Origin of the sequence: Hephaestia sp. MAHUQ-44 (assembly GCF_023806085.1) — a bacterium.
Taxonomy (GTDB): Bacteria; Pseudomonadota; Alphaproteobacteria; order Sphingomonadales; family Sphingomonadaceae; genus Sphingomonas.
Window position 1 is genome coordinate 189,911 of the sequence record NZ_JAMSLX010000002.1, and the last position, 25,144, is coordinate 215,054.

The following is a 25,144-nucleotide window of genomic DNA, read 5'->3' on the forward strand; positions in this document are numbered from 1 at the left end:
TCATCGAACGAGGAGCGTCTGTCCATGCCGATCAAGCCGCTGCGCAAGGCCGTGTTTCCCGTTGCGGGACTGGGCACGCGCTTCCTGCCCGCCACCAAGGCGACGCCCAAGGAAATGCTGCCCGTGGTCGATCGGCCGCTGATCCAATATGCGGTCGACGAGGCGATCGAGGCGGGGATCGAGCAACTCATCTTTGTCACCGGCCGCAACAAGACCGCGATCGAAGATCATTTCGACATCGCGTTCGAGCTTGAGACGACGATGGCCGAGCGCGGCAAGTCGCTCGAAATGCTGCGCCAGACGCGGCTCAGCCCCGGTGCGTGCGCTTATGTACGCCAGCAGGAGCCGCTTGGGCTGGGCCATGCGGTGTGGTGCGCGCGCGACATCGTTGGCGACGAGCCGTTCGCGATCTTCCTTGCCGACGAACTGATGATCGGCGAGCCCGGCTGCATGAAGGCGATGGTCGAGGCGTATAATCGGGTTGGCGGCAATGTCGTGTGCGGGCTCGAAGTGCCCGACGACGAAACCGACAAATACGGGATTATCGATCCGGGTGCGCGCAACGGTGCGCTGGTCGAGGTGAAGGGGCTGGTCGAGAAGCCCAAAGCGGGCACCGCACCTTCCAATATCATGATCCCCGGCCGCTACATCCTCCAGCCCGAGGTGATGCGCATTCTCGAGACGCAGGAAAAGGGTGCGGGCGGCGAGATCCAGCTTACCGACGCGATGGCGCAGATGATTGGCACCCAGCCGTTCCACGCCTTCACCTTCGCGGGTAAACGCTACGATTGCGGCGACAAGGCAGGCTATATCCAGGCCAATCTCGAACTCGCGCTGGCGCATCCCGAGATCGGCGACAAGGTGCGGGCGTTCGGCGAGAAATTGTTCGCGAAGGGGTGATCGAGATCGCCATCGCAACGTTCGTATCGGTAGCGCTGCTCGCAACGATGGCGGCGTCGACGGTCGATGCTCGGGACAATGCGCCGAAAACGCAGCCTTGGACGCTGGAGGATATGCCATGTCCGCCGATGCCCGTAGTCAGTCCGGCGCGCATGGCGCTGATTGTCGAGCCCAAGCCGCATATTGCGGAGACTCCTCCCGCGAGTGAAAGCGACCGCGCCAGTTACATGCATTGGTCGAAGGTCGATCCCGAAGGCGTATGCCGTTACCGCGGGGAGAATCGCTTGCTGGCGGCTGCCACGGACCATCGCGTCATATTTATCGGCGATTCGATCACCGAATCGTGGCAACCGTCGATCCCCTCGCTTTTCACCGGCGACGTGCTCGATCGCGGCGTTTCGGGGCAAACGACCACGCAGATGCTGGCGCGCTTCCGCGCCGATGTGATCGATCTCGACCCCGCCGTTGTCCACATCATGGGCGGCATCAACGATATCGCCCGTTCGACGGGGACCACGCTGACCCGATCGAATATCGAATCGATGGTCGAATTGGCGCGGGCGCGGGGGATTACGGTAATCCTGGGCTCGGTGACGCCCTCATCGTTTTTTCAGGGCGCGCCGGATATGGCGCCTGGCCCGCATATCGTCTGGCTCAACCGCTGGCTGCGCGATTATGCGGAAAACAACGATCTGATCTTCGTCGATTACCATCATGCGCTTGAGGACGGGCAATTGGGGATAAAGGACGGCTTGTCCAACGACGGCCTTCATCCCAATCGCTCGGGCTTTGAGATAATGACGCCGCTGGCACGGGCCGCCATCGATCGGGCCTTGAAAAGCCGGACGGTGCGTTCGTCCGTATCAGTGGGGCGTTGACGCGTCGGTACGCCGGATCAGGTCTGTCCGCAGGCCGCGCACCCCGGATCCTTCGGCAACCGCAGTGTCCTGAAGCGAAAATCGAGCGTGTCGGCGATCAGCAGCATCCCTGCCGGGTCGGTGCCGAAGGGCACGATCGCGCGGAGCGCCTCGAGCGCGGCGAGGCTGCCCATCATGCCGGTCATCGCGCCCATCACGCCCTGCTCGGCGCAGCTTGCCTCCGCGCGGTCGGGATCGTCGCCGACGAGGCAGCGATAGCAGGGCTTGCCGGCCTCCCAGCCTCGAAACACGGCGAGTTGGCCCTCGAACTGGCCGATCGCCGCCGATACGAGCGGGATACGCGCCGCCAGAGCGGCGTCGGCGACGGCAAGGCGGGTCGCGAAATTGTCCGAGCCGTCGATGACGACATCGGCGCCCGCGATCAGATCGGCGACGTTGGAGGAATCGAGCCGTATGCGGCGCTCGATCACCGTCACATCGGGATTGAGCCGGGCGACCGCGGCGGCGGCGGCGGTGGCCTTGGCTATACCCTGATCGGCGGTCGCGTAGAGCGTCTGACGCTGGAGGTTGGACAGATCGACCACATCGTCGTCGATCACGATCAGTGTGCCGACGCCTGCACCGGCGAGATACTGGATCGCGGGGCTGCCAATTCCGCCCGCACCGATCAACGCGACGCTCGCCGCGTGCAGCCGCATCTGGCCCGCGCCGCCGATTTCCTTGAGAATGATGTGACGGGCGTAGCGCGCGAGTTGATCGTCGCGGAGCGTCATGGTTGCGGAAAGACGAAGGTGGCGCGGAACCAGCGCGCATCGTCGTGCGTGCGCGGCAGCAAATTCTCACGCGCGAAGCTGAGCGCGAGCCCGGCGCCGAACTGCTCGACCGTCGGGCAATCGATCGCGCGCGGCAGGGTCCGCAAAATCCGTCCCCGACCATCGACAAGCACCGCGACGTCGAGCGTGATCGTGTAGCGGCCCGCAGTATCGCGCGGCGGGACGCAATGGCCCGCCGCCACTTCGCCGTCGACGAAGCGACGGATCGCGGGCGTCAGCGTAGGAAGATTGCGATAGGCGAGCGGCGGCAGCAAATCCCAATCGATCGTGATCGGGCGCGTCTCGGTATGCGCCGCCTGTAAAGGCGCAGCGCCGCCGCCATCGAGCGGAGCGAGCATTGCCGGAAGCGCGAGGAGGAGCAGCGGAATCACCGCCCGGTCGATCCGAATCCGCCGGTGCCGCGTGCGGTATCGTCGAGCGTGTCGACCTCGTCGAGCGTCGCGCGCTGGACGGGGGCAGGGACCAACTGCGCGACGCGATCGCCGCGCCGGATCGGGAAGGGCGCGTCGCCCAGATTGGCGAGGATGATTTTCACCTCGCCGCGATAATCGCTGTCGATCGTGCCGGGGGTGTTGAGGCAGGTGATCCCGTGCTTGAGTGCCAGCCCCGAGCGCGGTCGCACCTGCACCTCATAGCCCACGGGAATCGCCATCGCGAACCCGGTCGCGACCGCGTGGCGCGCGCCGGGGGCGAGCACCAACTCCTCGGCGGCGACGACATCCATCCCCGCCGCGCCGTCAGTGGCATAAGCCGGGGGCGGCAGGCCGACGCCATGGGGCAGGCGCCGGATAGCGATACGGATCGGGGTCATGCAGTCTCCTGAAGCGTATCGGCGATACGGGTCGCGAGCCGGGTCGCGACGTGGGATTTGGGGAGTTTTTCCCAGCTTTCAACGCCTTGTGCGCGGATGATGTGGACCGTGTTGGCCTCGCCGCCCATTACGTCGCCCGACACGTCGTTGGCGACGATCCAGTCCGCGCCCTTGCGCGCGCGCTTGGCGGTGGCGTGTTCGATGACGCGCTCGGTCTCGGCGGCAAAGCCGATCAGCAGCCGCGGGCGGTGCGGGCTGGCGGCGAGCATCATCAGGATGTCGGGGTTCTCGGTAAGCTGGAGCGTCGGCGCGGCGCCCGCCTTCTTGATCTTTTGCGATGCGGCGGAATCGGTGCGCCAGTCGGCGACCGCGGCGACGAGCACTGCGGCATCGGCGGGCAGTGCCTTGGCCACCGCGTTCGCCATCTCCTGCGCGGTTTCGACATCGACGCGATCGACGCCCGCAGGGGTGGCAAGCGCCACCGGGCCCGCGACCAGCGTCACCGTCGCGCCTTCGGCGGCCAGCGCCCCGGCGATCGCGAAGCCCTGCCGCCCCGACGAGCGATTGGCGATGTAGCGCACCGGATCGATCGGCTCGTGCGTCGGCCCCGCGGTGACGAGGATATGGCGGCCTGTGAGACGCCGTGCACCGCGAGCTTTCTGCGGCGCACTGGCAAGTTGACGCTGGATCGCCGCGAAGATGGTAGCGGGCTCGGGCAGGCGGCCGGGGCCGTATTCGCCGCACGCCATCGGCCCTTCATCGGGATCGAGCACGGTCACGCCATCGGCCCGCAATTGCGCGACGTTGCGCCGGGTTGCGGCGTGCTGCCACATCCGCACGTTCATCGCGGGCGCCGCGAGCACCGGCGTGTCGGTGGCGAGCAGCAGCGTCGTCGCGAGATCGTCGGCGATGCCGGCGGCCATCTTCGCCATCAGATCGGCGGTGGCAGGGGCGATCACCACCAGATCGGCCTCGCGGCTGAGTTGGATATGCCCCATCTCGGCCTCGTCCTTCAGATCCCACAGGCTGGTGAAAACCTGATTTTCCGAGAGTGCGGCGAGCGTCATCGGTGTCACGAAGTGCGCGCCGCTGTCAGTGAGGACGCAGCGGACCGCAATACCTGCCTTGCGCGCGAGACGGATCAGTTCACACGCCTTGTAAGCGGCGATGCCGCCACCGACGATCAACAGGATGCGCTTCATCGAATCCTCGTTACGGTAATGCGCCGGGTGTCGCGCGCCGCCACGATAATGTCACGGATGGCGTCCGGCGCGAAGGCGAGGCCGATCAGCGCCGTCGGCGCGATCATCAGCCCCCAGTAGAAATTGTCGGCCCGCGCGAACAGCCCGATCAGCAGCGCATAGACGAGCAGCGTCGCCAGCGTTCGGGTCGCGAGCGGATCGTCCCATCCCGCCCAGCCGATCAGCGCGACGAGCAGCAGCGCGCCCGACAGCCAGATCGGCAGCACCGCCAGCGCGGTCGATACCGAGATCGATTCGAGCACGAAGCCCAATCCCATCATCCCCTGCCAGCCCGGCGAGGTGAGGTCACCCGGATGGACCACCAGCCCCACCGCATGGATATGGACGGCGACGACGACGGCGAACACGATCACCGTCGCGGCCCAGCCAAACGCCTCGCGTATCCGGCCTTCGATCAAGGCCATGGCCCCCATCACCAACACGAATAACAACGCGGTTTCGCGCACCAGCATGGCGATCAGCCCGAATGCGACCGCGTCGAGCCAGCGCCCTGGCCGCCGCAGCCCGAGCGCCAGGGCGATCAGCAACCCGGCCCAGATTTCATGAAAGACGACGAGCGGGGGCTGGACGAAGGCGATCAGCCCGCCGGCGATCAATATCATCGCCGCGGCGAGCGGGCCGGGGCGCGGCAGCGCGATGCGGAGCCGCGCCAGCCAGGCCGCGGCGGTGATCGCCGCAAGCACGAACAACAGCAACAGATCGCCGAAGCGCGGCAAGGCGGCTTCGACCACCGCAAGCGTCGGCAGCCGGAAGGCGACGAACGGGCGCAGCGGGTAATTGCCTGCACGCAGCGCTTCGGCGGCGACGTCATAATAATTGCCGCCGTTGCGTACCCCCTCGACGATCGCGCGATAGAGCGCGGCGTCGGTCTGGCGGTGGCCAGAATCGATATGTTTGGGCGCGGGCAGCGACGAACTGGTCGAGAGCGCGAGGGCGATCGCGGCGACGATGGCGGCGATCGCGAGCAACAGCCGCGCGCTGTGGCGGTCGAGCCCGGCGAAGCGGCTCGGACGCGCGCTAAACAGCGGAGGCCGCGCGCGCGCCATCGATCAGTGGACCAGCAGCCAGGTCGCCGCAACGCTCATTGCCGCCGTCACCAGCGCGACCGCAACATAGCGCCAGCCACCGCCGATTCGCACGATCTCTATCTCGCGTAGCGGCGGGGCAGGGGGCGCGCCGCCGGGGGGCGGGTAACGTGCCTCGATCGAGCGGATGAGATCGGGAAGTCGCGCGATCGTGCGCAGATCGGTGACGATTCGATCGGCGATCGCCGCCTCGGGCCCCAGTTCGGTCCTGATCCATTCGCGCACGAACGGGGCGGCGGTGTCCCACAGGTTGATGTCGGGATCGAGCGCGGTGGCGACGCCTTCGACCATCACCATCGTCTTTTGCAGCAAGAGCAGGTGCGGCTGGGTCTGCATGTCGAAATCGCGGGTGATGTTGAACAGCCCGTCGAGCATCATCCCGATCGACATATCCTTGACCGGGAGTCCGCGCATCGGCTCACCCACCGCACGCAGCGCCGTCGCGAATTCGGCGACATTGTGGTGCGAGGGGACGTAGCCCGCCTCGAAATGGATTTCGGCGACGCGCTTGTAATTGCCGGTGATGAGCCCGTAGAGAATTTCGGCGAGCCAGACACGCGCGCGCCGGTCGATCCGGCCCATGATCCCGAAATCGATCGCGCCGATGCGGTTGCCGGGGAGCGCGAACAGATTCCCCTGATGCATGTCGGCGTGGAAGAAGCCTTCCGAGATCGCCTGCCGCAGGAATGCGTGGATCAGCGTGGCCGCGAGTGCCGATGGATCGTAGCCTGCCACGATCAGCGCGTCGCGGTTGGAAAGCTTGATCCCGTCGATCCATTCGAGCGTCAGCACGCGCCCCGAGGTGCGCTGCCAGTCGATCGCCGGCACGTGATAATCGGGCTCGGCCTCCATCATCTGCGCGAGTTCGGAGGCCGAGGCGGCCTCGCGGCGCAGATCGAGTTCGCGCGCCGTCCAGCGTTTGAAGGTTTCGATCACCAGCCGGGGGCGGAGCCGCGCGGGTTCGCGGCCCTGCGCTTCGAGTTGCGCGGCGGCCCATTCGTAGGTTTCGATATCGCGTGCGAATTCCTTTTCGATCCCCGGCCGCAGCACCTTGATCGCGACCAGCCGGCCATCGGTGGTCGTCGCGCGGTGGACCTGCGCGATCGAGGCAGCACCGATCGGCACCGGATCGATCTCGGCGAACAGCATGTCGAGCGGCTTGCCGAAGCTGGCCGCCATCGCCTCGCGGATCGTCTCGAAGGGGACAGGGGGCAGCGCATCCTGAAGCCGCAACAGATCGGCCGCGGCGGCTTCACCGACCAGATCAGGGCGCGTCGCGAGCGTCTGGCCGAGCTTGATCGCGGCCGGGCCGATCGCCTGAAACGCATCGGCATAGCGCGGCACCCGGGGCACGCGCGCACCGAACCGTGCGATCCGCGCCAGCCGCCGCACCGGCGCAGGCGTGTTGGGATCGCGCTCGATTCCGGTGAGCGCGCCATGCCGCGCGAGGGTGCGGCCCCATTTGAGGAGGCGCCAGAGATGGATGATCGGGGCGGTCACGAGCGCGTCAGATCCGCCAGCCCGAATGGATCGCGACGAGCCCGCCGAGCATCGGCTCGACCTTGGTGTTCACGAACCCCGCATCGGCAATCATGCGCTCAAAGGTCGGCATGTCGGGGAAGCGGCGGATCGATTCGATCAGATAGCGATAGCTGTCCTCGTCATGCGCGAGCAATTTGCCGACCTTGGGCACGATCTTGTGCGAATAGACGTCGTAAATCTGCGCGAACCCCGGCCACAAGGTGGTCGAGAATTCGAGGCAGAAAAAGCGCCCGCCGCGCTTGAGCACGCGGTGCGCTTCGCCCAGCGCTTTGGGGATGTCGGTGACGTTCCTGATCCCGAAGGCGATCGTATAGGCGTCGAAGAAGCGATCGGGAAACTGGAGCGTCTCGGCATTGGCTTCGGTCCACACCAGCCCGTCGATCCCGCGGTGCTGCGCGCGATCGATGCCGACCTCGAGCATTGCGGGATTGATGTCCGCGACGGTGATGGCGGCGCCCGATTTGGCGAGCCGGAAGGCGATGTCGCCGGTCCCGCCCGCCATATCGAGAATCTGCTCACCGGCGCGCGGCTTCACGCGGCGGACGAAGCGGTCCTTCCACAGCCGGTGCATCCCCCCCGACATGGCGTCGTTCATCAGATCATAGCTGCGGGCGACGCTGGTGAAGACGCCGCCGACGCGGGCGGTCTTCTCCTCGGGGGCTACCTGTTCGTAGCCGAAGGACACGGTATCGGTCATGTGCGGCGTGTAGCCAAGCCTTGTGGGCGGGGCAAACGCATCCTAGCTGGATTATTCATCGATCGCGGCACCGGCCCGCTCCTCCACCCCGCCTCCCATTCGGTATGCTGCACGTGGGAGGCCGGGTGGGGGAGCGGGCCGGTGCGGCACCTGACGGATTATCAATGCCCGAACTTCCCGAAGTTGAAACCACCGTCTGCGGCTTGCGGCCCGTGCTCGATGGGCAGCGGATCGCCCGCGTCCAGGCGCGGCGGGCTGATCTGCGGCACGCGATCCCGGTCGATCTTGGGCAGCGGCTGACGGGTGCCGTCGTGACGCGACTCGGGCGGCGCGCCAAATACGGGCTGATCGATACCGATCGTGGCGATACGCTGATCTTCCATCTCGGCATGTCGGGGCGCTGGCGGGTCGACCCGGCCGAGCTGCTGGCGCACGATCATGTGCTGATCGACACCGCCGCCGGGCACCGCCTCGCGCTCAACGACCCGCGTCGGTTCGGCTCGCTCGATTTGGTGGCCAGCGACGCGCTCGATTCGTACCCGCCGTTCGCGGTGATGGGCCCCGAGCCGCTCGGGCCCGATTTCACCGCCGCCGGGCTGCACGCGGCGCTTGCCGGGCGGCGTGCGTCGATCAAGGCGATGCTGCTCGATCAGCGGATCGTCGCGGGGCTGGGCAATATCTACGTCTGCGAGGCGCTGCACATGGCGGGGATCGCGCCGTCGCGCGCCGCCGGACGCGTTTCGAGGGCGCGCCTGACGGTGCTGGTCGAGGCGATTCGCGCGGTGTTGGCGGCCGCAATCGAGGCGGGCGGATCGAGCCTGCGCGATTATGTCCGCCCCGATGGCGAACTCGGCTATTTTTCCAAGCAATGGCGCGTCTATGGCCGTGAGGGAGAGCCTTGTGCGTGCGGGGCGCCGGTACACCGCCGGACCGAGGGTGGTCGATCGACCTTCTGGTGCCCGGTCTGCCAGCGTTAGAGTTTGATCCACTAAGGTGGATGCGGCACCGGCCCGCGCCCCCACCCCACCTCCCAACGGCAGTATACTGAATGGGAGGTGGGGTGGGGGCGCGGGCCGGTGCCGCAAACGGATTCAGCATGGCGGAATCCCGGTTTCAGGTTGACCGACTGTACCCAAATCGGTAAGGGGCCAGTCCTTCCGAGGGCGGCGGGACCGGTTCCTAGCGCCCTTTTTCATTGAGCATATTCGAGGACAGGCATGGCGAACACGCCACAGGCGAAGAAGCGCATCCGGCGGAACAACCGTCGCGCGGAGATCAATACCAACCGCGTCGGTCGTATCCGTACCTTCGTCAAGAAGGTCGAAGCGGCGCTGGCAGCAGGCGACAAGGATGCGGCGACCGCCGCGCTTGCGCAGGCGCAGCCTGAGTTGCAGCGTGGCGTCGCCAAGGGCGTGCTCCACAAGAACACCGCGTCGCGCAAGTTCTCGCGTCTGACCAAGCGCTTGTCCGCGCTCGCCTGACGCGCCCTCCGATTCGGCGATAACAGGCCCGTTGGTGCGCCCGCACCGGCGGGCCTTTTTCGTGTTTTCAGAAGCGCGCGCCGCCCCCCGGGCAGCAAACCGAGGATAGACCACGATTCGCGCCCGATGGCCTGGTGCGATTCATGGGATAACTGACTAAATTCAAGGCGTTGAGTATATTTTTGACGCGTTTCCGAGGCTAGGGGCGAGTCAATCGGATTATTTCAGTTCCGAGACGGTTCCAGGCCTTGATCGACTCATGCGGCTGTCCCTACACCAGTCGTCCGCGGCGATGGTCATTGCCGCGGGTTAAGGGACAGCGTCGCGATACAGCCGGAGGGTGATTCTGGCTGCGGGCGGGTTGTGCCTGAATTTCCAGCGCCGTGGGGGCGTAGCGCGCGCAACAGCGAGAAGGGTGGAACGTGATTCAGCAAGCGGGGGAAAGGCGCGACGAGATTGTCAGGGCATGGCAGACCGTCCGCAATCACCTCCGCGAATCGGCGGGTGCCCGGTTGTTCGACCAGTGGCTCAAGCCGATGACGCTGATCGAGTCGACGGAACCCGATATCGTCCGGTTGGGGCTGCCCTCGCCGTTCATGACCAATTGGGTGCGCAGTCATTACGCCGAGCGTCTGTTCCAGGAATTCCGTGCGCAGGTGCCCGGTGTGCGCCAGGTCTCGATCGAGACCGCGCGCGCGGTGGCCGAGCCCGCCGTGCTTGCCGCGCCGGTTGCGCCTGCTCCCGTAGCGGTTCGCACCGCGCCGACGCCGCTGCTCGATCCGCGGCTGACTTTCGATCGATTCGTCGTCGACACGTCGAATCGCGTCGCCTTCAACGCCGCCAAGGCGCTGGCCGAACCGGGAGCACCGCGTTTCAGCCCGCTGTTCCTGCATAGCGGCACCGGGCAGGGCAAGACCCACCTGATGCACGCGATCGGTCACGCCTATCTCGCGGCGGTGCCCGAGGCGGTGGTGATCTGCATGTCGGCCGAGCGCTTCATGTTCGAGTTCGTACAGGCATTGCGCGCGCGCGACACGTTCAGCTTCAAGGCGCGGCTGCGTGCCGCCGATCTGCTGTTGATCGACGATCTCCAGTTCATCGCCGGCAAGGATTCGACGCAGGAAGAGTTTTTCCACACGATCAACGAGATCATGGCAGCGGGCAAACGCATCGTCATCACCGCCGATCGGTGCCCGCAGGCGCTCGACGGGGTGGAGCCGCGCATCCTGTCGCGGCTCGCGGGCGGGCTGGTTGCCGACATCAAGACGCCCGAACCGGCGCTCCGGCGCGCGATTCTCGATCGGCGCTGCGGGGAACTCGCCGATCTCTTGGTGCCCGAAGAGGTACGGGCGCTGCTCGCAACGCGGATCACCGCCAATATTCGCGAACTCGAAGGTGCGCTCAACCGCGTGGCCGCTTATGCGCAATTGACCGGCGATACGATCGATGTCGATTTCGCGGTGGCGACGCTTGGCGATGTGCTGCGCGGCAGCCAGCGCCGGATCACGATCGACGAGATCCAGCGCGCGGTATCGACGCATTTCGAATTGAAGCCGCTCGAGCTGATTTCGGCCCGGCGCGCGCGCGTGGTGGCGCGGCCGCGCCAGATCGCGATGTACCTTGCCAAGCGGCTGACGACGCGCTCGCTGCCCGAGATCGGCCGCAAATTCGGCGGGCGCGACCATTCGACGGTGATCCATGCGGTCCGCCGGATCGAGGAATTGCGCGATACCGATCGTGACGTCGACGGCGCGGTGCGCCATTTGATGCACCAACTCGAAGGCTGACGGCGAGCGACAGTCGTTCCAGGCAACGCAAAAGAAAAGGGCCGTCCGCGTTAGCGTCCGGCCCTTTTCTTGTCGTGCGGCGGTGCGGTGTCAGCGCGGCTCGGGGGCAATCGTGATCTTGATCGTTTCGCCCGAATTGCCGGGGAAGCCGGTGAACATCGCTTCGACCAGATTGGGCACGATCTGCTGGAGCCGGTCGGTACGCGATTGCGCGCGCGCGGTGCCTTCGAACAGGCGCTCGCCCGTCAGCCTGCGTTCGATATCGAGATCGAGTTCGCTGGTGTAGAGCGTGTAGCTCGACACATTATTGTCGAAGAACGGATCGTGGAAGCCGTAGAAATAGCTGCGCCGCTGCCAGGGCGAGCCGAAACCGTAGCCGTAGCCCCCGCGGAAGGGATCGCTGACGACCTTCTCACGGCCGGTATCGACATTATAGGCCATGTTGACGATCAGGTCGGCGGTCGCCGCACTGGTCGCGGGGCGATAGCCTTCGCGGACCATGTTGGCGGCGACGAAGCCCGCATAATGGTTGAACTCCAGCCCGCCCTGAAGCCGCGGATCGCGCGACTGGACGACGAAGGTCTGCCCCGCGGGGGCCTCCATCTGCGAGAAGCGCGAGACGCGCGCGTTGAACGGCGTGGCGCAGGCCGAAAGAGCGAGAAGTGCGGCGCCGGCGGCGAAAAACAGCGATTTTTTCATCATCTACAAAACCTTCCGGCGGGCATCGTGTGTCCGTCTTTCGGGCACCACATTGGTCGATACGCTATGAATAGCGGTTGAACGCGTCAATGGCACGCTTCATCGGCGCGGGGGCGGCGCAATGGTGCTCAGATCTGAAGCCCCACCGCCGCCTGCGCCTCGGCAAGCGTCGGCGCGGCGATCGCCGCGGCGCGCTCTGCGCCGGCCATCAGGATGCGCCCGACCTCGCCGCGATCGTCGAGTAACTGCGTCATCCGGTCACGGATCGGCCCCAGCGCCGCGATCGCGAGATCGGCGAGCGCCGGCTTGAAACTGCCGAAACCCTGCCCCGCGAATTCGGCGACCACCGCATCGGGGGTCTTGCCCGAAAGCGCGGCGTAGATCGTGACGAGGTTCTTCGCCTCGGGGCGCTCGGCGAGGCCGGCGAAGGTATCGGGCAACGGCTCGGCATCGGTGCGCGCCTTGCGGAATTTCTGCGCGATCGCATCGTCGCTGTCGGTCAAATGGATGCGCGACGCCTCGGACGGATCGGATTTGGACATTTTCGCGCTGCCGTCGCGCAAGCTCATGATGCGCGGTGCGGCGGTCGACACCAACGGTTCGGGCAGCGGAAACAGATCGACCCCGAAATCGGTGTTGAACTTGGTCGCGACATCGCGCGCGAGTTCGAGATGCTGCTTCTGGTCCTCACCCACCGGCACGTGCGTGGTCTTGTAGACCAGCACGTCGGCGGCCATCAGCACCGGATAGGTGAACAGCCCGACGCTCTGGCCGTCGCGATTCTTGCCGGCCTTGTCCTTCCACTGCGTCATCCGGTTGAGCCAGCCCATCCGCGCCGTTCCCTGAAGAATCCAGCACAATTCGGCATGTGCGGCGACGCGCGCCTGGTTGAACAGGATCGCCTTGCCGGGATCGATCCCGGCCGCGAGCAGCGCGGCGGCCATCTCGATCGTGTTGGCGGCGAGATCCTTCGGATCGATCGCCACCGTCAGCGCGTGGAGATCGGCGAGGAAGAACAGACAGTCACCGCCGGCCTTCGCGACATCGTCCTGCATCGCGACCCATTGCTTGATCGCACCGAGATAATTGCCGAGGTGAAGGTTTCCGGTGGGCTGGATGCCCGAGACGACGCGCATGATGTTTCCCTGACAGGTGTTACGCCGCCGGGCGGCGGCGGAGGACAGCCTTGAGATCGGCCGGCCGGAAGGCGCCGGTCACGAAGCACGCGAGGGCGTAGATCGCAATACCGGCGAGAACGAAAACGCCGAGCGCGGGCAATGTTTTGAGCAGGCTGCCATGCGCGAACGGCTCGACCAGCGCCTGCCCGAAATAGAGCGCGATCCCCATCAACGCCGCGGCCAGCACAAGCCGGGGCAGCCGTCGCCGGAGTTGCGGGTCGGCGATGAAATGCCCGCGGCTGCCGAGCGTGCGGTACAGCATGTAGACATTGATCGTCGATGCCAGCGCGGTGGCGAGGGGCGGGCCGACGGTGCCGATCGTGGGGATCAGGATCAAATTGGCGACGATGTTCACCCCGATCGAGATGATCGCGTAGCGCACCGGGGTGCGAGTGTCGGCGCGCGCATAGAAGCCGGGCGTCAGCACCTTGATGAGGACGTAAGAGGGCAGGCCGATCGAGAAAGCGGCAAGCGCCCAGCTTGTCACCACGGTATCGGCGGCGTCGAAATGGCCGCGCTCGAACAGCCCGCTCACGATCGGGCCCGACGCGGCGATGAAGGCGGCGGTGGCGGGCAGCGTGAGGAAAAGCGCCAGTTCGATGCCGCGATTCTGTGTCACCATCGCCTCACTCTCGCGGCCACTGCCGAGCAGGCGCGAGACGGTGGGCAACAGGATCGTGCCAAGCCCGATCCCGATCAGCCCGAGCGGAAGCTGGTTGAGCCGATCAGCGTAATAAAGCGCCGAGATCGCGCCTTCGTCGAGCAGGCCGCCCGCCAGCGCGGTCGAGACCGCGAGGTTGATCTGTGCCGCGCCTGCGCCCGCAGCGGCGGGGATGATCAGCGTCATCAACTGCCTGATTTCGGGTGTCAGCCGGGGCCGTCGCAGCTTGAGGCTTACCCCCGCAGCGCGGCAGACCAGCATCAGCCAGCCGAGCTGGAACACCCCGCCGACCGAGACCGACACCGCCTGGGCGAGCGCGGTCTGGTATGGATTGTCGCCGTGAAAAAAGAGCAAGGCGACGATCATCGCGATGTTGAGCAGGATCGGCGCGGCGGCATTGGCCCAGAATTTGTCGATCGAATTGAGGATTCCGCCCAGCAGCGAGGCAAGGCTGATCAGCATCAGATAGGGGATGGTGAAGCGCGACAGCGTGACCGCGAAGGCGAATTGCGCGTGGCTCGGTTGCTGTTCGGCGAACCCGCCCGATAGCGCCGCGGTGACCGGCCAGGCGGCGGCGAGCATCACCAGCGTGAAGATGACGAGCAGCGGGAACAGCACCGCCAGCGCCTGTTCGGCGAAGCGCAGCCCCGCAGCGATATCGCCTTCCTCGCCCACCTTGCGGTTGAACATCGGGATGAAGGCGGCCGCGAACGCGCCCTCGGCGAACAGCGCGCGGAACATGTTGGGCAGGCGGAAGGCGACGAAGAACGCGTCCGAGGCGAACCCCGCGCCGACATACGCGGCCTGGAGCGTGTCGCGGCCGAGCGCCAGGACACGGCTGACGAGCGTAAGCCCGCCGACCGATCCCAGCGATCGCAGGAGGCTCATCTCATGCGTTCCCGCGCGCCCCGGCCGGCGGCATCAGGCGTGCCCGACTTCCTCGCCAGCGGGGTCGCTGCCCTCCGGCTGGTCGCGCTGCGCCTCGGCCTGCTGGAGATAAAGCGCGGTAAAGTCGATCGGCTCGAGCAGCAGCGGCTGGAACCCGCCATCGCGCACCGCATCGGCCAGCACGCGACGCGCGAAGGGAAACAGGATGCGCGGGGCCTCACCGAGCAGGAAGGGCTGGATATGCTCCTGCGGCACGTTGCGGAGGCCGAACAGCCCAGCATAGGTAAGATCGACCACGAACGCGACCTGGCCATCGGCTTCGGCGCGCACTTCGAGCTTGAGCAGCACCTCATGCACTTCGTCGCCGATCTGGTTGGCGCCGATGTTGAACTGCACGTCGATCTGCGGCTGCGATCCCGACGGGCGCTGAAAAATACCCGGCGCGTTGGGGTTTTCGAACGACAGATCCTTCACATATTGCGAGATCATGCCTGCCGCGGGTGCGGTATCCGCGCCATTTGCCTGAAGACCTTCGTTCGGAGCGCCCGTGATTTCCGCCATGATGGTGCTTTCCTTTGACTTGAAGCGTTGGCTGCGGAAGGCCGCAGCATAAAACCGTGCGTGCGCGCCTAGCAGCGCGATCCGCGCAGTTCAACGGCACAGCGGTGTGGACAGCGTTTGAACCGCCGCCCGCTTATGCCTATGTAGGGAAGACGACATGCCGGAGGCAGAGTGTTCTACGTAGTTCTTCTTGCGATGGTCGCGGCGTTTCTGGCGCTGCGCGTCTATATGGTTCTGGGCAAGCGCACCGGGCACGAGCAGCCGTTGGTGCGTGCGGCCGAGGAGCGTGTGCCGCTGGCGGCGACCCCGCGTACCATCGATGCGACACCCGAACCGCGTGACAGCGCCGGCCGCGTCGTCGAACCGCCGGCCGAGGCAGGGCTGCGTGCGATCGTCTCCGCCGAGGGCGGTTTCGACGTGACCCAATTCCTTGAGGGTGCGCAAGCGGCGTACCGGATGATCCTCGAGGCATTCTGGAAGGGCGATCGCGACGCGCTCGGCTGGCTGACCGAATCCGATGTCGCCAATGCGTTCGGCGAGGCGATCGCTGCCCGCGAGGCGGCAGGGCATACGCTCGAAAACCGGCTCGTCTCGATCGAACGCGCAGTCATCACCAACGCCGTGCTTCAGGGCCGTAACGCGCAGATTACGGTGCGCTTCGATGCCGATATCGCCGCGATCACGCGCGATGCGGAGGGCAATGTCGTCGCGGGTACGCTGACCGATGCGGTTGAAACGCACGACATCTGGACCTTCGCGCGGACGCTCAAGAGCGACGACCCGAACTGGAAACTCTCCGACACCGACGAGGCCTGAGCGTGAGGCGCGGCGCGGGGGGATTGGCACTCGCTGCGCTGGTCGCGGCGTGTTCGGGCGGAATCGTGCCGCAGGGTGCCGGCCCGACGAGCGCCGGATCGCCGCCGCCGCGCGCCGAAATCAACGTGCCGGTCCGCCAGCCGACGCCTTCCACCCCGATCGCCCCGGTCGCCGTTGCCGCCGTGGCGGGCGCAACCAATGCGATCACCGCCGGCCTCGTTACGGGCCCCGCGCTCACGATGCTGCCGATCGACCGCGCGCAGGCCGATCGCGCGCTCGCGGCGTTCCGTATTTCCTGTCCGTCGCTGGTCCGCCGTACCGACGCGAGCGGGTTGACCAGTGGCGCCGACTGGCAGGCGGCATGTGCTGCGGCAGGCTCGGTGCCGCAGGGGGGAGCTGACGATTTTTTCGTGCGCTGGTTCGCGCCGGTGCAGGTCGGCGACGGCAAGGCCTTTGCGACCGGTTATTACATCCCCGAAATCCACGGCGCGCGCGAGAAGCGACGCGGCTATGAGGTGCCGATCTACGGCCGGCCCACCAATCTGGTCGACGTCGATCTTGGCCAGTTTTCCGACGCGCTCAAAGGCAAACGCGTGCGCGGTCGCGTCGATGGCAAGAATCTGGTGCCGTTCTACGATCGTACCGCGATCGAGCAGGGGGCGCTGGTGGGTGCGGCGCCGGTGATTGCCTGGGCGGCGGACCCGGTAGAGATATTCTTCCTCCAAATCCAGGGCTCGGGCAATTTGCGCCTCCCCGATGGCGGCATCATGCGGCTTGGCTATGAGGATCAGAACGGGCGCGACTATACCGGCATTGGCAAATTGATGATGGATCGCGGGCTGCTGGCCCCCGGCGAGGCGTCGATGCAGGGCATCATGGCCTGGCTGCGCGCGCGCCCTGAGGAAGGCCGCGCGATCATGCGCGAGAATAAGAGCTTCGTCTTTTTCCGCGAGCTTTCGGGACCACCCGAAGGTGCGATGGGACTGCCGGTGACCGGTGGGGGGACGGTTGCGGTCGATCCCAAATTCGTACCGATGGGCGCCCCCGTATTGCTGTCGATGGACCGTGTGGACGCCAATGGCATCTGGGTTGCGCAGGATACCGGCGGCGCGATCAAGGGTAGCAATCGGTTCGATACCTTCTGGGGCGCCGGCGACGAGGCTCGCGCGATCGCGGGCGGGATGTCCGCGCGCGGCACCGCCTTCGTCTTGCTTCCTCGTGACACGATCGCACGCCTGACCGCGGAGGGGCGGCTTGGAGCGCCGGCTCGACGCTGACGAGCGCGCGCTGTGGGCGCGGGTGATGGCGAGCGTGCGACCGCTCCACGGGGCGTCGCTGCCGGTGCCTGTGGCCACGCCGATCGACTCGCCGGCCGCTGCCCGACCGATTGCGGTACGCGCGGCTGCCAAGCCGCGAACGCCGCCGCCGCCGCGGCCCGGCCCTGGCGAAACGCTCGATGGCAGCTGGGATCGCAAGCTTGCACACGGTGTCGTCGCTCCCGATTCGATTGTCGATCTGCACGGGCTCGGCCTGCAGGCGGCCTATGAATTGCTCGACACGCAATTGGGCGCAGCGATCGCGCGCGGTGACCGGGTGCTGTTGCTGGTGACCGGACGCCCGCCGCGCACCGGCAGCGAGCGGCCCCATGTGCGCGGTGCGATCCGTGCGGCGGTGGGTGATTGGCTCGCCGCATCGCGCCATGCACGCGCGATTGCCGCGGTTCGGGTCGCGCATCCGCGTCACGGTGGAGTGGGCGCGCTATATCTGATCCTGCGGCGAAGTGGGCGCGCTGCTTCATCCAATTTTTAACCTGTTTGCCGCATGACGACATACGCGCCGGAGATCGGGCGCGGGTGCATGCAGGGGACAGGGAATCACGAGGACCGAGGGCGTTTCGTTGAAAAGCCGCGCCGTCGCTTTCGCTCTGTCGGCGGGGGCGGTGGTGTTCATCCTCGCGCTGGTGGCGACATCGCACGGCCGAATCGACGCGCAAAGCGCTGGAATCGCGTTGATTCCGGCGGTGATCTGTGCGGTGATGAGCTGGGCGTGCGTCGAGCGAGCGCTGGCGGGAGTCGCGTCGGCGGTCGATGTTGCGACCGCCCGTCTGTCGCGTGCGGCCAATGGCGACCTGGATGAGGAGGTGCCGGCCGAGATCGAGCAAACGTTACCCGAACTCGCGGTCGCGATGGACGGTCTGTTCCGCCAGCTTGGCGAAAATCTCGAAAGCGCGCAGCGGCTTGCGATGTTCGACCCGGTGACGGCGCTTCCCAATCGGATCAATTTCCGCAGGAGCTGCGAACGCGCGCTGGCGGGCCTCGCGCCCGGCAGCGTGGCTGCATTGCTGTTCATCGATCTCGATCGCTTCAAAACCGTCAACGATTCGCTCGGCCATGCGATCGGCGATTCGCTGCTCGGGATGGTGGCCAACCGGTTGCGTGCGGTCGCGGCGCGCGCCGGGCGCGGAAACCATGCTATCGTCGGGCGACTGGCCGGCGACGAATTCACGATCTTCCTGCCCGATATCGGCTCGGCCGCCGAGGTTGCTCGCGTCGGGCGCGCGGTGTTGTTCGCGCTTGGCGAGCCGTTCGAGATCGGCGGGCAGGAAATCGAGATCGGCGCATCGGTGGGGGTGGCGCTCAGGCCACGGCACGGCACGTCGCTCACCGAGTTGATGCGCGCCGCCGATGCCGCGATGTATCAGGCCAAGGCAAGCGGGCGCGGCCGCGTTGAACAGTTCAGCGAAGCGCTGGCGAGCCAGTTGGCGGACCGCGCCCAGCTTGAAATCGATTTGCGCAGCGCGATCGAGCGTGACCAGTTCGCACTGGTCTATCAGCCGCAGGTCCGGCTCAGCGATGGCGCGATCGTCGCGGCGGAGGCGCTGATACGCTGGAACCATCCCAGCGACGGGCTCCGGCTGCCGGGCAGCTTCATCGAGCGTGCCGAAGAAACCGGGATGATCGTCGAGATCGGCCAATGGGTGATCGATACCGTTGCGATGACAATCGCGCGCTGGAGTCGGATGGGGATCGAACAGCGGCTGGCGATCAATGTCAGCCGCCGCCAACTCGATCATGCGAGCTTTTTCCGTGGGCTGCGTGAGGCGATGCTGGCGGCGGGAGCGCCGGCACGGTTGCTCGAACTCGAGATCACCGAGACGCTGGCGATGCATTGCAGCGACGACGTGCTCGCCGCGATCGCTGCGCTGCGCGCCGATGGTGCGCTGGTCGCGATCGACGATTTCGGCACCGGCTATTCAAATCTCGCGCGGCTCAAAATGCTGCCGATCGATCGGGTCAAGCTCGATCGCTCGATCGTCCAGCATGTCGTCGAACATGCCGAGGCACGCGCGATCGCACAGGCGGTGATCGGGCTGATCCACGGGCTCGGCTGTCAGGCAGTCGCCGAGGCGGTCGAAAGCGACGCGCAGATCAACCTGTTGCGCGTGCTGGGATGTGATGTCGTCCAGGGTTATGCGGTCGCGCCGCCGATGCCCGAAACCGCGTTCGTCGCCTGGGTGCACGCGGGCGAGCGCGCGATCAGCGTCGGCTGAGCAACCGGCGTGCAATGTCGGCGTAGATTGCCGTCAGCCGATGGAGATCGGCGACCGCGACGGCCTCGTCGAGCTTGTGCATCGTCGCGTTAAGCAACCCGAATTCCACCGTCGGGCAGAGTCTGGACAGGAAACGCGCATCCGACGTGCCGCCCGAGGTCGACAACTCGGGGCGCGCGCCGGTGGCGGCCTCGATCGCATCGCCGATCGCATCCGACAGCGCGCCGGGCTGGGTGAGGAACGCTTCGCCCGAAATCAGCGGTGTTACGATCGCACCGGGGGCATGGCGGTGCGCGATGTCCGCGATGCGGGCGGCCAGGTCGGCGCCGCGGTGGCGATCGTTGAAGCGGATGCTCAGCCGTGCCTGTGCGCTGCCGGGGATCACGTTATGCGCCGGGTTGCCGACGTGGAGATCGGTGATTTCGATGTTCGAGGGCTGGAACCAGTCGGTGCCCTCATCGAGCACGATGCCCTCGATCTCGGCGAGGATCGCGATCAGCGGGGAAATCGGATTATCGGCGAGATGGGGATAGGCGACATGCCCTTGTTGGCCGGGAACATCGATCCAGATGTTGACCGAGCCGCGCCGCCCGACCTTGATCGTGTCGCCGAGCCGCGTCACCGAGGTGGGCTCGCCGACAAGACAAAAATCGGGCCGTAGATCGCGTACGGCCATCCGCTCGATCAGCGCGCGGGTGCCGTGGATCGCGGGGCCTTCCTCGTCGCCGGTGATGATCAGGCTGAGCGTGCCGGTGTCGGCGGGCACTTGTGCCGCCGCCGCAACGAAGGCCGCGACCGCGCCCTTCATATCGACCGCGCCGCGCCCGTAAAGCAGCCCGCCGCGTTCCTCGCCCGCGAACGGGTCGCTTGCCCATCCTGCGCCGGGAGGAACCACATCGAGATGGCCCGCAAAGGCAAGATGGGTGCCGCCTTGTCCGCGCACCGCGAGCAGGTTTTCGACCGGCCCGTCGGGGGCCTCGCCCGCAGCAAAGCGCTCGATCGCGAAACCGAGCGGCGCGAGCGCGGCTTCGAGCACGTCGAAAACGGCACCGCGTGCGGGCGTCACGCTGTCTTGGGCGATCAGCGCCTTGGTGAGCGCAATCGGATCGGGCAAACTGGCGGCAGACATGGGAGGTTCCATTGCCCAAGCTCGATCTCGATACAATCCCGCAGAGCAATGCGACCGGCTATCCGCCCGAATATGCGCGTGCGGTCGAAGGACGTTGGTATCGTCGTTTGGGACCGCTTGCCGGGCTCGACGATTTCGGGGTGAGCCATGTCACGCTCAAACCCGGTGCCTGGTCATCGCAACGCCATTGGCATCAGGGCGAGGACGAATTCGTGGTGATGATGGCGGGCGAGGCGGTGCTGGTCGACAATGCCGGCGAGACGGTGCTGCACGCGGGCGATTGCGCGGCGTTTCCCAAGGCCGACGGCAACGGCCATGTGCTCCAGAATCGCAGCGATCGCGATTGCGTGTTCGTCGCGGTCGGACGGCCGGGCGACACCGATTGCCATTATCCCGACATCGACATGCATCTGTTTCCAGGCCGGGGCTTTCGTCGCAAGGATGGTACGGCGTTCTAAACGGGAACCCAGCGCCGATCGTCTCTGGATTAACTTTTGTTAGCCGTGATTTCCGAGTCGCCAGATAATTCCATGTGGGTCGAAATCACGCTACCCCGCCGATGGCTGCTCGAATTGCTCGATCACCCATTCTTCTTCCTGCGCGGCGGCGATCCAATCCTGCATGAACGGATGTTCGAGCACCGCGTGCATATACGCCGGCGCGAAGCGGGGAACGGGGAGTTGGTAGGTCACGATCCGCGTCACCACGGGCGCGAACATGATGTCGACGGCGCCGAAAGCGCCGAACAGAAAGGCTCCATCGCCGCCGAAGCGGGCACGCGCCTCGGCCCAGATCTGCATGATCCGATGGAGGTCGGCGAGCACATCGTCGTCCGGGGTCTGGGCTTCGAAGATCTGGCGGATATTCATCGAATGTTTGCGGCGCAGCGCGGTGAAGCTCGAATGCATCTCGGCAGCCATCGATCGCGCCATCGCGCGCGCGGCGTTGTCCGCCGGCCAGAAGATGTCGCGGCCGGCCTTATCGGCGAGATAGTCGACGATCGCGAGGCTATCCCACACCACCGCATCGCCATCCCACAGGATCGGCACCTTGCCCGAGGAGGGGCCGAATTCGGCGCCTTCGCGGCGCTGGTTCCAGTCGGCGTCGTAGAGCGGTACGACGACCTCCTCGAACGGGAGGCCGGATTGCCTGCATGCCAGCCAGCCGCGCAGCGACCAGGATGAATAGGCCTTGTTGCCGATGATGAGCTTCATGCCAGCGGGGTAAGCAAGCGTTACGCGGCTGTCCATAATCTGTTTCGGTGCCGCTTCGGAAAACGGGAAATGAACGCTAGCCGAGCGCCTCGATCACCGCGGCGCGCAGTTCGGCGATGCCGAGCCCGGTCTCGCTCGATGTCGCGATGATGTCGGGATGCGCGGCGGGGCGTTTGCGCGTTTCCTCGGTGGTCGCGCGCGCGACCTTTTCGAGTTCGGTCGGCTTGATCTTGTCGACCTTGGTCAGGACGACGCGATAGCTGACCGCGGCGTCGTCGAGCATCTTCATCACGTCGCGATCGACATCCTTGATGCCGTGGCGCGAATCGATCAGCACCAGTGTGCGCTTGAGCACCGCGCGGCCGCGCAGGAAATCATTGACCAGGAAACGCCACTTTTTGACGACGTCCTTGGGCGCCTTGGCGAACCCGTAACCGGGCATGTCGACCAGCCGAAATGCCAGCGGCGTGCCGATGTCGAAGAAGTTGAGTTCCTGGGTGCGCCCCGGCGTGACCGAGGTGCGCGCAAGCGCCTTGCGCCCGGTCAACGCGTTCAGCAGCGACGATTTTCCGACGTTCGAGCGGCCCGCGAACGCGACTTCGGGCACGTCGGCACCGGGCAGGAACTCCAGCGTCGGCGCCGACTTGAGGAACGCGATCGGCCCCGCGAAAACCTTGCGTGCGTGCTCGATCGCCGCGTCGTCAAACGCGGCCATTATTTCGCTGCGGCCTGCTTGAGCGCGGGATGCTTCGAATAGAGCCATTGCTGCTGCGCGATCGTCAGGATGTTCGAGGTGATCCAATAGACCTGAAGGCCGACCGCGAACGGTGCCATCACGAACATCAGCACCCATGGCATCAGCGCGAAGATCTGCTTTTGCGTCGCATCCATCGGCGCCGGGTTGAGGCGGAACTGGAAGTACATCGAGATGCCCAGCAGGATCGGGATGATGCCGATCGCGATGAACGAGGGCGGGGTAAACGCCAGCAGCCCGAACAGGTTGATCGGCGTCAGCGGATCGGGCGCCGACAAATCCTTGATCCACAGCACGAACGGCTGGTGGCGCATTTCGATCGTCAGCATCAGCACCTTGTAGAGTGCATAGAATACCGGCACCTGAAGCAGCGTCGGCAGGCAGCCCGCAACCGGATTGACCTTCTCGGTCTTGTAGAGCTGCATGATCTCCTGCTGCTGGCGCTGCTTGTCGTCCTTGTAGCGCTCCTGGATCGCTTTCATCTTGGGCTGGAGCGCGCGCATCGCTGCCATCGAGGCGAACTGGCGCTGCGCGATCGGGAACAGCAGGCCGCGGATCGTCACCGTCAGCAGAATGATCGCGACGCCGAAATTGCCGACCAATCGGAACAGCCAGTCGAGATAATAGAAGATCGGCTTTTCGACGACGCGGAACCAGCCCCAGTCGATCGCATAATCGAGCATCGCGACGCCGGCGTTGTCGGTGTAGCCGTCAAGCAACCGGACTTCCTTCGCGCCGGCGAAGAAACGCGAGGTCTGCGTGATCGCCTGGCCGGGTTGAATCGTCCTGGGCTGGAGCGCGTAATCGGCCTGATAGGCCTTGTTGGCACCCGCGCGGAACTGGCCGGCAAACGGCTGGCCCTGATCGGGAACGAGCGCGGTCAGCCAATATTTGTCCGAAAAGCCGAGCCACCCGCCGGTCGTCTCGAACCGCTTGGCTTCCTTGTCGAGATCCTTGAAATTGATGTCGTAATCCGCGCTGCCGCCATACACCGCCATCGGGCCGATATGGATGGTCCAGCTATCGGGATCCTGCGAGATATCCTTGCGATTGACGAGCGCATAGGTGGCGACGTCGACGGGCTTGGCGCCGCGATTGGAGACCGTCTGCGCGACCGTGAACATGTAATCCGCGTCGACCGCGATCTTGATATCGAACCGCTGGCCTTCGTCGTTGACCGCGCTCAGCGTCACCGGCGTCGATGGCGTCAGCTTGGTGCCGCTGGCCTGCCAGATCGTGTCGGGGCCGGGCGGCGTGAGCCCGTGCGCCTGCCAGCCGAAGCTGGCGAAATAGGCATCGGCCGCCCCGGAGGGCGACAGCAGCCGGATCGGCGCCGAATCCTTGGCGATCGTCTGGTTGTAATCCTTGAGGATCAGATCGTCGATGCGCGGCCCCTTGAGGTTGATCGAGCCCGACAGCGAGGGCGTGTCGATCGCCACGCGGGGGGTTTCGGCGAGCACCTGCTGGCGGTCGCGTACCGTGGCCGGGGCATCGGCGGCGGGGCCGGCCGCAGGCGGCGGGAGAACGCCGCTTTGATGATCCGCGACCTGGGCTGCCGGGGGATTGGCGCTCGGAAAGAACCGATGCTGAAGCACCGGCCAACCGAACAGCAGGACGACCGCGATGATCGCGAAGACGATGAGGTTACGATTGTCTTGGCTCACCAGGCGTGGTCCTTACGTCTGAATTCAAGGCACCGGGTCAGGGCCGTACCCGCCCCATGGATGACAGCGCGCGATCCGTCGCGCGGCGAGCCACCCCCCTTTGAGCGCCCCATAGCGGCGAAGCGCCTCGATTGCATAGGCCGAACAGCTCGGTTGGTAGCGGCAGGTCGGCGGCATGATCGCCGACGGGCCGAGCTGCCATGCCCGGCACAGGAGAATGAGAAGCTTCGCGATCACGCCCGTACCTTGGCGAGCGCTTTCGCGAATTCGGCGCGTAGCCGCCCGTAATCGCGCTCGACGCCGCCCATCCGGCCGATCAGTACATGATCCGCGCCGGCGAGCCCATATTCGGGCAACACCTCACGCGCGAGCGCCCGAAAACGGCGCTTCATGCGATTGCGGATCACCGCGTTGCCGATCTTCTTGGTGACGGTGATTCCGATCCGCATCGTCGGATCGTCGTCGCCGCGCGGCCGTGCCAACAGCACAAAGCCAGGCATCGGCGCGCGCTTGCCCGCATTCGCCGCGAGAAAATCGCGGCGTACAGTCATCGTCTTCAGGCGGACAGCTTCTTGCGACCGCGCGCGCGACGCGCACGGATTACCTTGCGGCCGCCCGGGGTTGCCATCCGCGTGCGGAAGCCGTGACGGCGTGCCCGCACCAGGTTGCTCGGCTGAAAGGTGCGCTTCATCAATCATTCCTTGGAATTCAGAATTGAAAATGGCCGCCACGTGGACGGCCTTACGGCCCGAGC

General features: G+C 66.0%; 28 protein-coding genes. 10 read left to right on the plus strand and 18 right to left on the minus strand.

Going from position 1 to position 25,144, the window contains the following annotated elements; translation table 11 throughout:
• The first annotated feature begins 24 nt into the window (after positions 1 to 24).
• Together galU and NFE57_RS03035 are read left to right on the plus strand one after the other, a co-directional pair.
• Positions 25 to 900, plus strand: coding sequence for a UTP--glucose-1-phosphate uridylyltransferase GalU (gene galU, locus NFE57_RS03030; protein ID WP_252134087.1), 876 nt, complete (start codon positions 25 to 27; stop codon positions 898 to 900).
• Positions 789 to 1,778, plus strand: a complete 990-nt coding sequence (locus tag NFE57_RS03035) for a GDSL-type esterase/lipase family protein (RefSeq protein WP_252134088.1) — start codon at positions 789 to 791, stop codon at positions 1,776 to 1,778. The genes galU and NFE57_RS03035 overlap by 112 nt, the downstream gene beginning before the upstream one ends.
• 17 nt (positions 1,779 to 1,795) lie before the next feature.
• Here the strand turns inward: NFE57_RS03035 and NFE57_RS03040 are convergent, their stop codons facing one another.
• The 7 genes from NFE57_RS03040 to NFE57_RS03070 are packed head-to-tail and all read right to left on the minus strand — an operon-like array spanning position 1,796 to position 8,008.
• Positions 1,796 to 2,551: a HesA/MoeB/ThiF family protein gene (locus NFE57_RS03040; RefSeq protein ID WP_252134089.1), complete on the minus strand. Its 756-nt coding sequence runs from the start codon at positions 2,549 to 2,551 to the stop codon at positions 1,796 to 1,798.
• A complete protein-coding gene (locus NFE57_RS03045) occupies positions 2,548 to 2,982 on the minus strand; it encodes a hypothetical protein (RefSeq protein ID WP_252134090.1) in 435 nt (144 codons plus the stop codon). The genes NFE57_RS03040 and NFE57_RS03045 overlap by 4 nt, the downstream gene beginning before the upstream one ends.
• Positions 2,979 to 3,422 carry a dUTP diphosphatase gene (dut, locus tag NFE57_RS03050; protein ID WP_252134091.1) on the minus strand — a complete coding sequence of 148 codons (444 nt, stop codon included), beginning with the start codon at positions 3,420 to 3,422 and terminating at the stop codon, positions 2,979 to 2,981. The genes NFE57_RS03045 and dut overlap by 4 nt, the downstream gene beginning before the upstream one ends.
• Positions 3,419 to 4,624 carry a bifunctional phosphopantothenoylcysteine decarboxylase/phosphopantothenate--cysteine ligase CoaBC gene (gene coaBC / locus NFE57_RS03055; protein WP_252134092.1) on the minus strand — a complete coding sequence of 402 codons (1,206 nt, stop codon included), beginning with the start codon at positions 4,622 to 4,624 and terminating at the stop codon, positions 3,419 to 3,421. The genes dut and coaBC overlap by 4 nt, the downstream gene beginning before the upstream one ends.
• Entirely contained in the window at positions 4,621 to 5,730 is a 1,110-nt protein-coding gene (locus NFE57_RS03060; protein ID WP_252134093.1) for a hypothetical protein, read from the minus strand. Before NFE57_RS03060 ends, coaBC begins: the two co-directional genes overlap by 4 nt.
• A 3-nt stretch (positions 5,731 to 5,733) precedes the next feature.
• Positions 5,734 to 7,269, minus strand: coding sequence for a 2-polyprenylphenol 6-hydroxylase (ubiB, locus tag NFE57_RS03065; RefSeq protein ID WP_252134094.1), 1,536 nt, complete (start codon positions 7,267 to 7,269; stop codon positions 5,734 to 5,736).
• A 7-nt stretch (positions 7,270 to 7,276) separates the two neighbouring features.
• On the minus strand, positions 7,277 to 8,008 hold the full coding sequence (locus NFE57_RS03070; RefSeq protein ID WP_252134095.1) for a class I SAM-dependent methyltransferase: 732 nt from the start codon (positions 8,006 to 8,008) through the stop codon (positions 7,277 to 7,279).
• A gap of 164 nt (positions 8,009 to 8,172) precedes the next feature.
• On the opposite strand from NFE57_RS03070, the gene mutM reads away from it, so the two are divergent.
• The 3 genes from mutM to dnaA all read left to right on the plus strand — a co-directional run bounded on the left by mutM (position 8,173) and on the right by dnaA (position 11,276).
• Complete coding sequence (gene mutM, locus NFE57_RS03075) at positions 8,173 to 8,985, plus strand: bifunctional DNA-formamidopyrimidine glycosylase/DNA-(apurinic or apyrimidinic site) lyase (protein WP_252134096.1); 813 nt, start codon at positions 8,173 to 8,175, stop codon at positions 8,983 to 8,985.
• A 240-nt stretch (positions 8,986 to 9,225) separates the two neighbouring features.
• Positions 9,226 to 9,489, plus strand: coding sequence for a 30S ribosomal protein S20 (gene rpsT / locus NFE57_RS03080; protein ID WP_252134097.1), 264 nt, complete (start codon positions 9,226 to 9,228; stop codon positions 9,487 to 9,489).
• 422 nt (positions 9,490 to 9,911) lie between these two features.
• On the plus strand, positions 9,912 to 11,276 hold the full coding sequence (gene dnaA, locus NFE57_RS03085) for a chromosomal replication initiator protein DnaA (RefSeq protein WP_252134098.1): 1,365 nt from the start codon (positions 9,912 to 9,914) through the stop codon (positions 11,274 to 11,276).
• Between the two features lie 90 nt (positions 11,277 to 11,366).
• On the opposite strand, the gene NFE57_RS03090 is transcribed toward dnaA, so the two are convergent.
• The 4 genes from NFE57_RS03090 to secB form a co-directional block, all read right to left on the minus strand.
• Entirely contained in the window at positions 11,367 to 11,978 is a 612-nt protein-coding gene (locus NFE57_RS03090) for a DUF4136 domain-containing protein (protein ID WP_252134099.1), read from the minus strand.
• A gap of 125 nt (positions 11,979 to 12,103) precedes the next feature.
• Positions 12,104 to 13,111 (minus strand): tryptophan--tRNA ligase, encoded by a 1,008-nt coding sequence (trpS, locus tag NFE57_RS03095; protein ID WP_252134100.1) that lies wholly within the window; start codon positions 13,109 to 13,111, stop codon positions 12,104 to 12,106.
• A 19-nt stretch (positions 13,112 to 13,130) separates the two neighbouring features.
• Entirely contained in the window at positions 13,131 to 14,702 is a 1,572-nt protein-coding gene (murJ, locus tag NFE57_RS03100) for a murein biosynthesis integral membrane protein MurJ (RefSeq protein WP_252134101.1), read from the minus strand.
• Positions 14,703 to 14,735: 33 nt separating this feature from the next.
• Positions 14,736 to 15,263 (minus strand): protein-export chaperone SecB, encoded by a 528-nt coding sequence (secB, locus tag NFE57_RS03105; RefSeq protein WP_252134102.1) that lies wholly within the window; start codon positions 15,261 to 15,263, stop codon positions 14,736 to 14,738.
• Positions 15,264 to 15,434: 171 nt separating this feature from the next.
• Here secB and NFE57_RS03110 point away from each other — a divergent pair, with 171 nt between their 5' ends.
• The 4 genes from NFE57_RS03110 (at position 15,435) to NFE57_RS03125 (ending at position 19,629) form a co-directional block, all read left to right on the plus strand.
• Positions 15,435 to 16,079 carry a Tim44/TimA family putative adaptor protein gene (locus NFE57_RS03110; RefSeq protein WP_252134103.1) on the plus strand — a complete coding sequence of 215 codons (645 nt, stop codon included), beginning with the start codon at positions 15,435 to 15,437 and terminating at the stop codon, positions 16,077 to 16,079.
• Complete coding sequence (gene mltA / locus NFE57_RS03115) at positions 16,076 to 17,356, plus strand: murein transglycosylase A (protein WP_252134280.1); 1,281 nt, start codon at positions 16,076 to 16,078, stop codon at positions 17,354 to 17,356. The genes NFE57_RS03110 and mltA overlap by 4 nt, the downstream gene beginning before the upstream one ends.
• Before the next feature lie 25 nt (positions 17,357 to 17,381).
• A complete protein-coding gene (locus NFE57_RS03120) occupies positions 17,382 to 17,888 on the plus strand; it encodes a Smr/MutS family protein (protein WP_252134281.1) in 507 nt (168 codons plus the stop codon).
• 88 nt (positions 17,889 to 17,976) lie between these two features.
• Positions 17,977 to 19,629 carry a putative bifunctional diguanylate cyclase/phosphodiesterase gene (locus NFE57_RS03125; RefSeq protein ID WP_252134104.1) on the plus strand — a complete coding sequence of 551 codons (1,653 nt, stop codon included), beginning with the start codon at positions 17,977 to 17,979 and terminating at the stop codon, positions 19,627 to 19,629.
• Here NFE57_RS03125 and dapE read toward each other — a convergent pair.
• Entirely contained in the window at positions 19,616 to 20,758 is a 1,143-nt protein-coding gene (dapE, locus tag NFE57_RS03130; protein WP_252134105.1) for a succinyl-diaminopimelate desuccinylase, read from the minus strand. The two genes, NFE57_RS03125 and dapE, sit on opposite strands and share 14 nt — an antisense overlap.
• Before the next feature lie 11 nt (positions 20,759 to 20,769).
• Here dapE and NFE57_RS03135 point away from each other — a divergent pair, with 11 nt between their 5' ends.
• The gene (locus NFE57_RS03135; RefSeq protein WP_252134106.1) at positions 20,770 to 21,216 is read left to right on the plus strand and encodes a cupin domain-containing protein; all 447 of its coding nucleotides are present in this window, start codon (positions 20,770 to 20,772) and stop codon (positions 21,214 to 21,216) included.
• Between the two features lie 90 nt (positions 21,217 to 21,306).
• On the opposite strand, the gene NFE57_RS03140 is transcribed toward NFE57_RS03135, so the two are convergent.
• The 6 genes from NFE57_RS03140 to rpmH all read right to left on the minus strand — a co-directional run bounded on the left by NFE57_RS03140 (position 21,307) and on the right by rpmH (position 25,081).
• Complete coding sequence (locus NFE57_RS03140; protein WP_252134282.1) at positions 21,307 to 21,972, minus strand: glutathione S-transferase family protein; 666 nt, start codon at positions 21,970 to 21,972, stop codon at positions 21,307 to 21,309.
• Positions 21,973 to 22,048: 76 nt separating this feature from the next.
• Entirely contained in the window at positions 22,049 to 22,687 is a 639-nt protein-coding gene (yihA, locus tag NFE57_RS03145; protein ID WP_252134107.1) for a ribosome biogenesis GTP-binding protein YihA/YsxC, read from the minus strand.
• Positions 22,687 to 24,390 carry a membrane protein insertase YidC gene (yidC, locus tag NFE57_RS03150; RefSeq protein WP_252134108.1) on the minus strand — a complete coding sequence of 568 codons (1,704 nt, stop codon included), beginning with the start codon at positions 24,388 to 24,390 and terminating at the stop codon, positions 22,687 to 22,689. Before yidC ends, yihA begins: the two co-directional genes overlap by 1 nt.
• A 24-nt stretch (positions 24,391 to 24,414) precedes the next feature.
• Positions 24,415 to 24,627, minus strand: coding sequence for a membrane protein insertion efficiency factor YidD (gene yidD / locus NFE57_RS03155; RefSeq protein WP_252134109.1), 213 nt, complete (start codon positions 24,625 to 24,627; stop codon positions 24,415 to 24,417).
• Entirely contained in the window at positions 24,624 to 24,941 is a 318-nt protein-coding gene (rnpA, locus tag NFE57_RS03160; protein ID WP_252134110.1) for a ribonuclease P protein component, read from the minus strand. Before rnpA ends, yidD begins: the two co-directional genes overlap by 4 nt.
• 5 nt (positions 24,942 to 24,946) lie before the next feature.
• Positions 24,947 to 25,081, minus strand: coding sequence for a 50S ribosomal protein L34 (gene rpmH, locus NFE57_RS03165; RefSeq protein ID WP_252134111.1), 135 nt, complete (start codon positions 25,079 to 25,081; stop codon positions 24,947 to 24,949).
• Between the last annotated feature and the right edge of the window lie 63 nt (positions 25,082 to 25,144).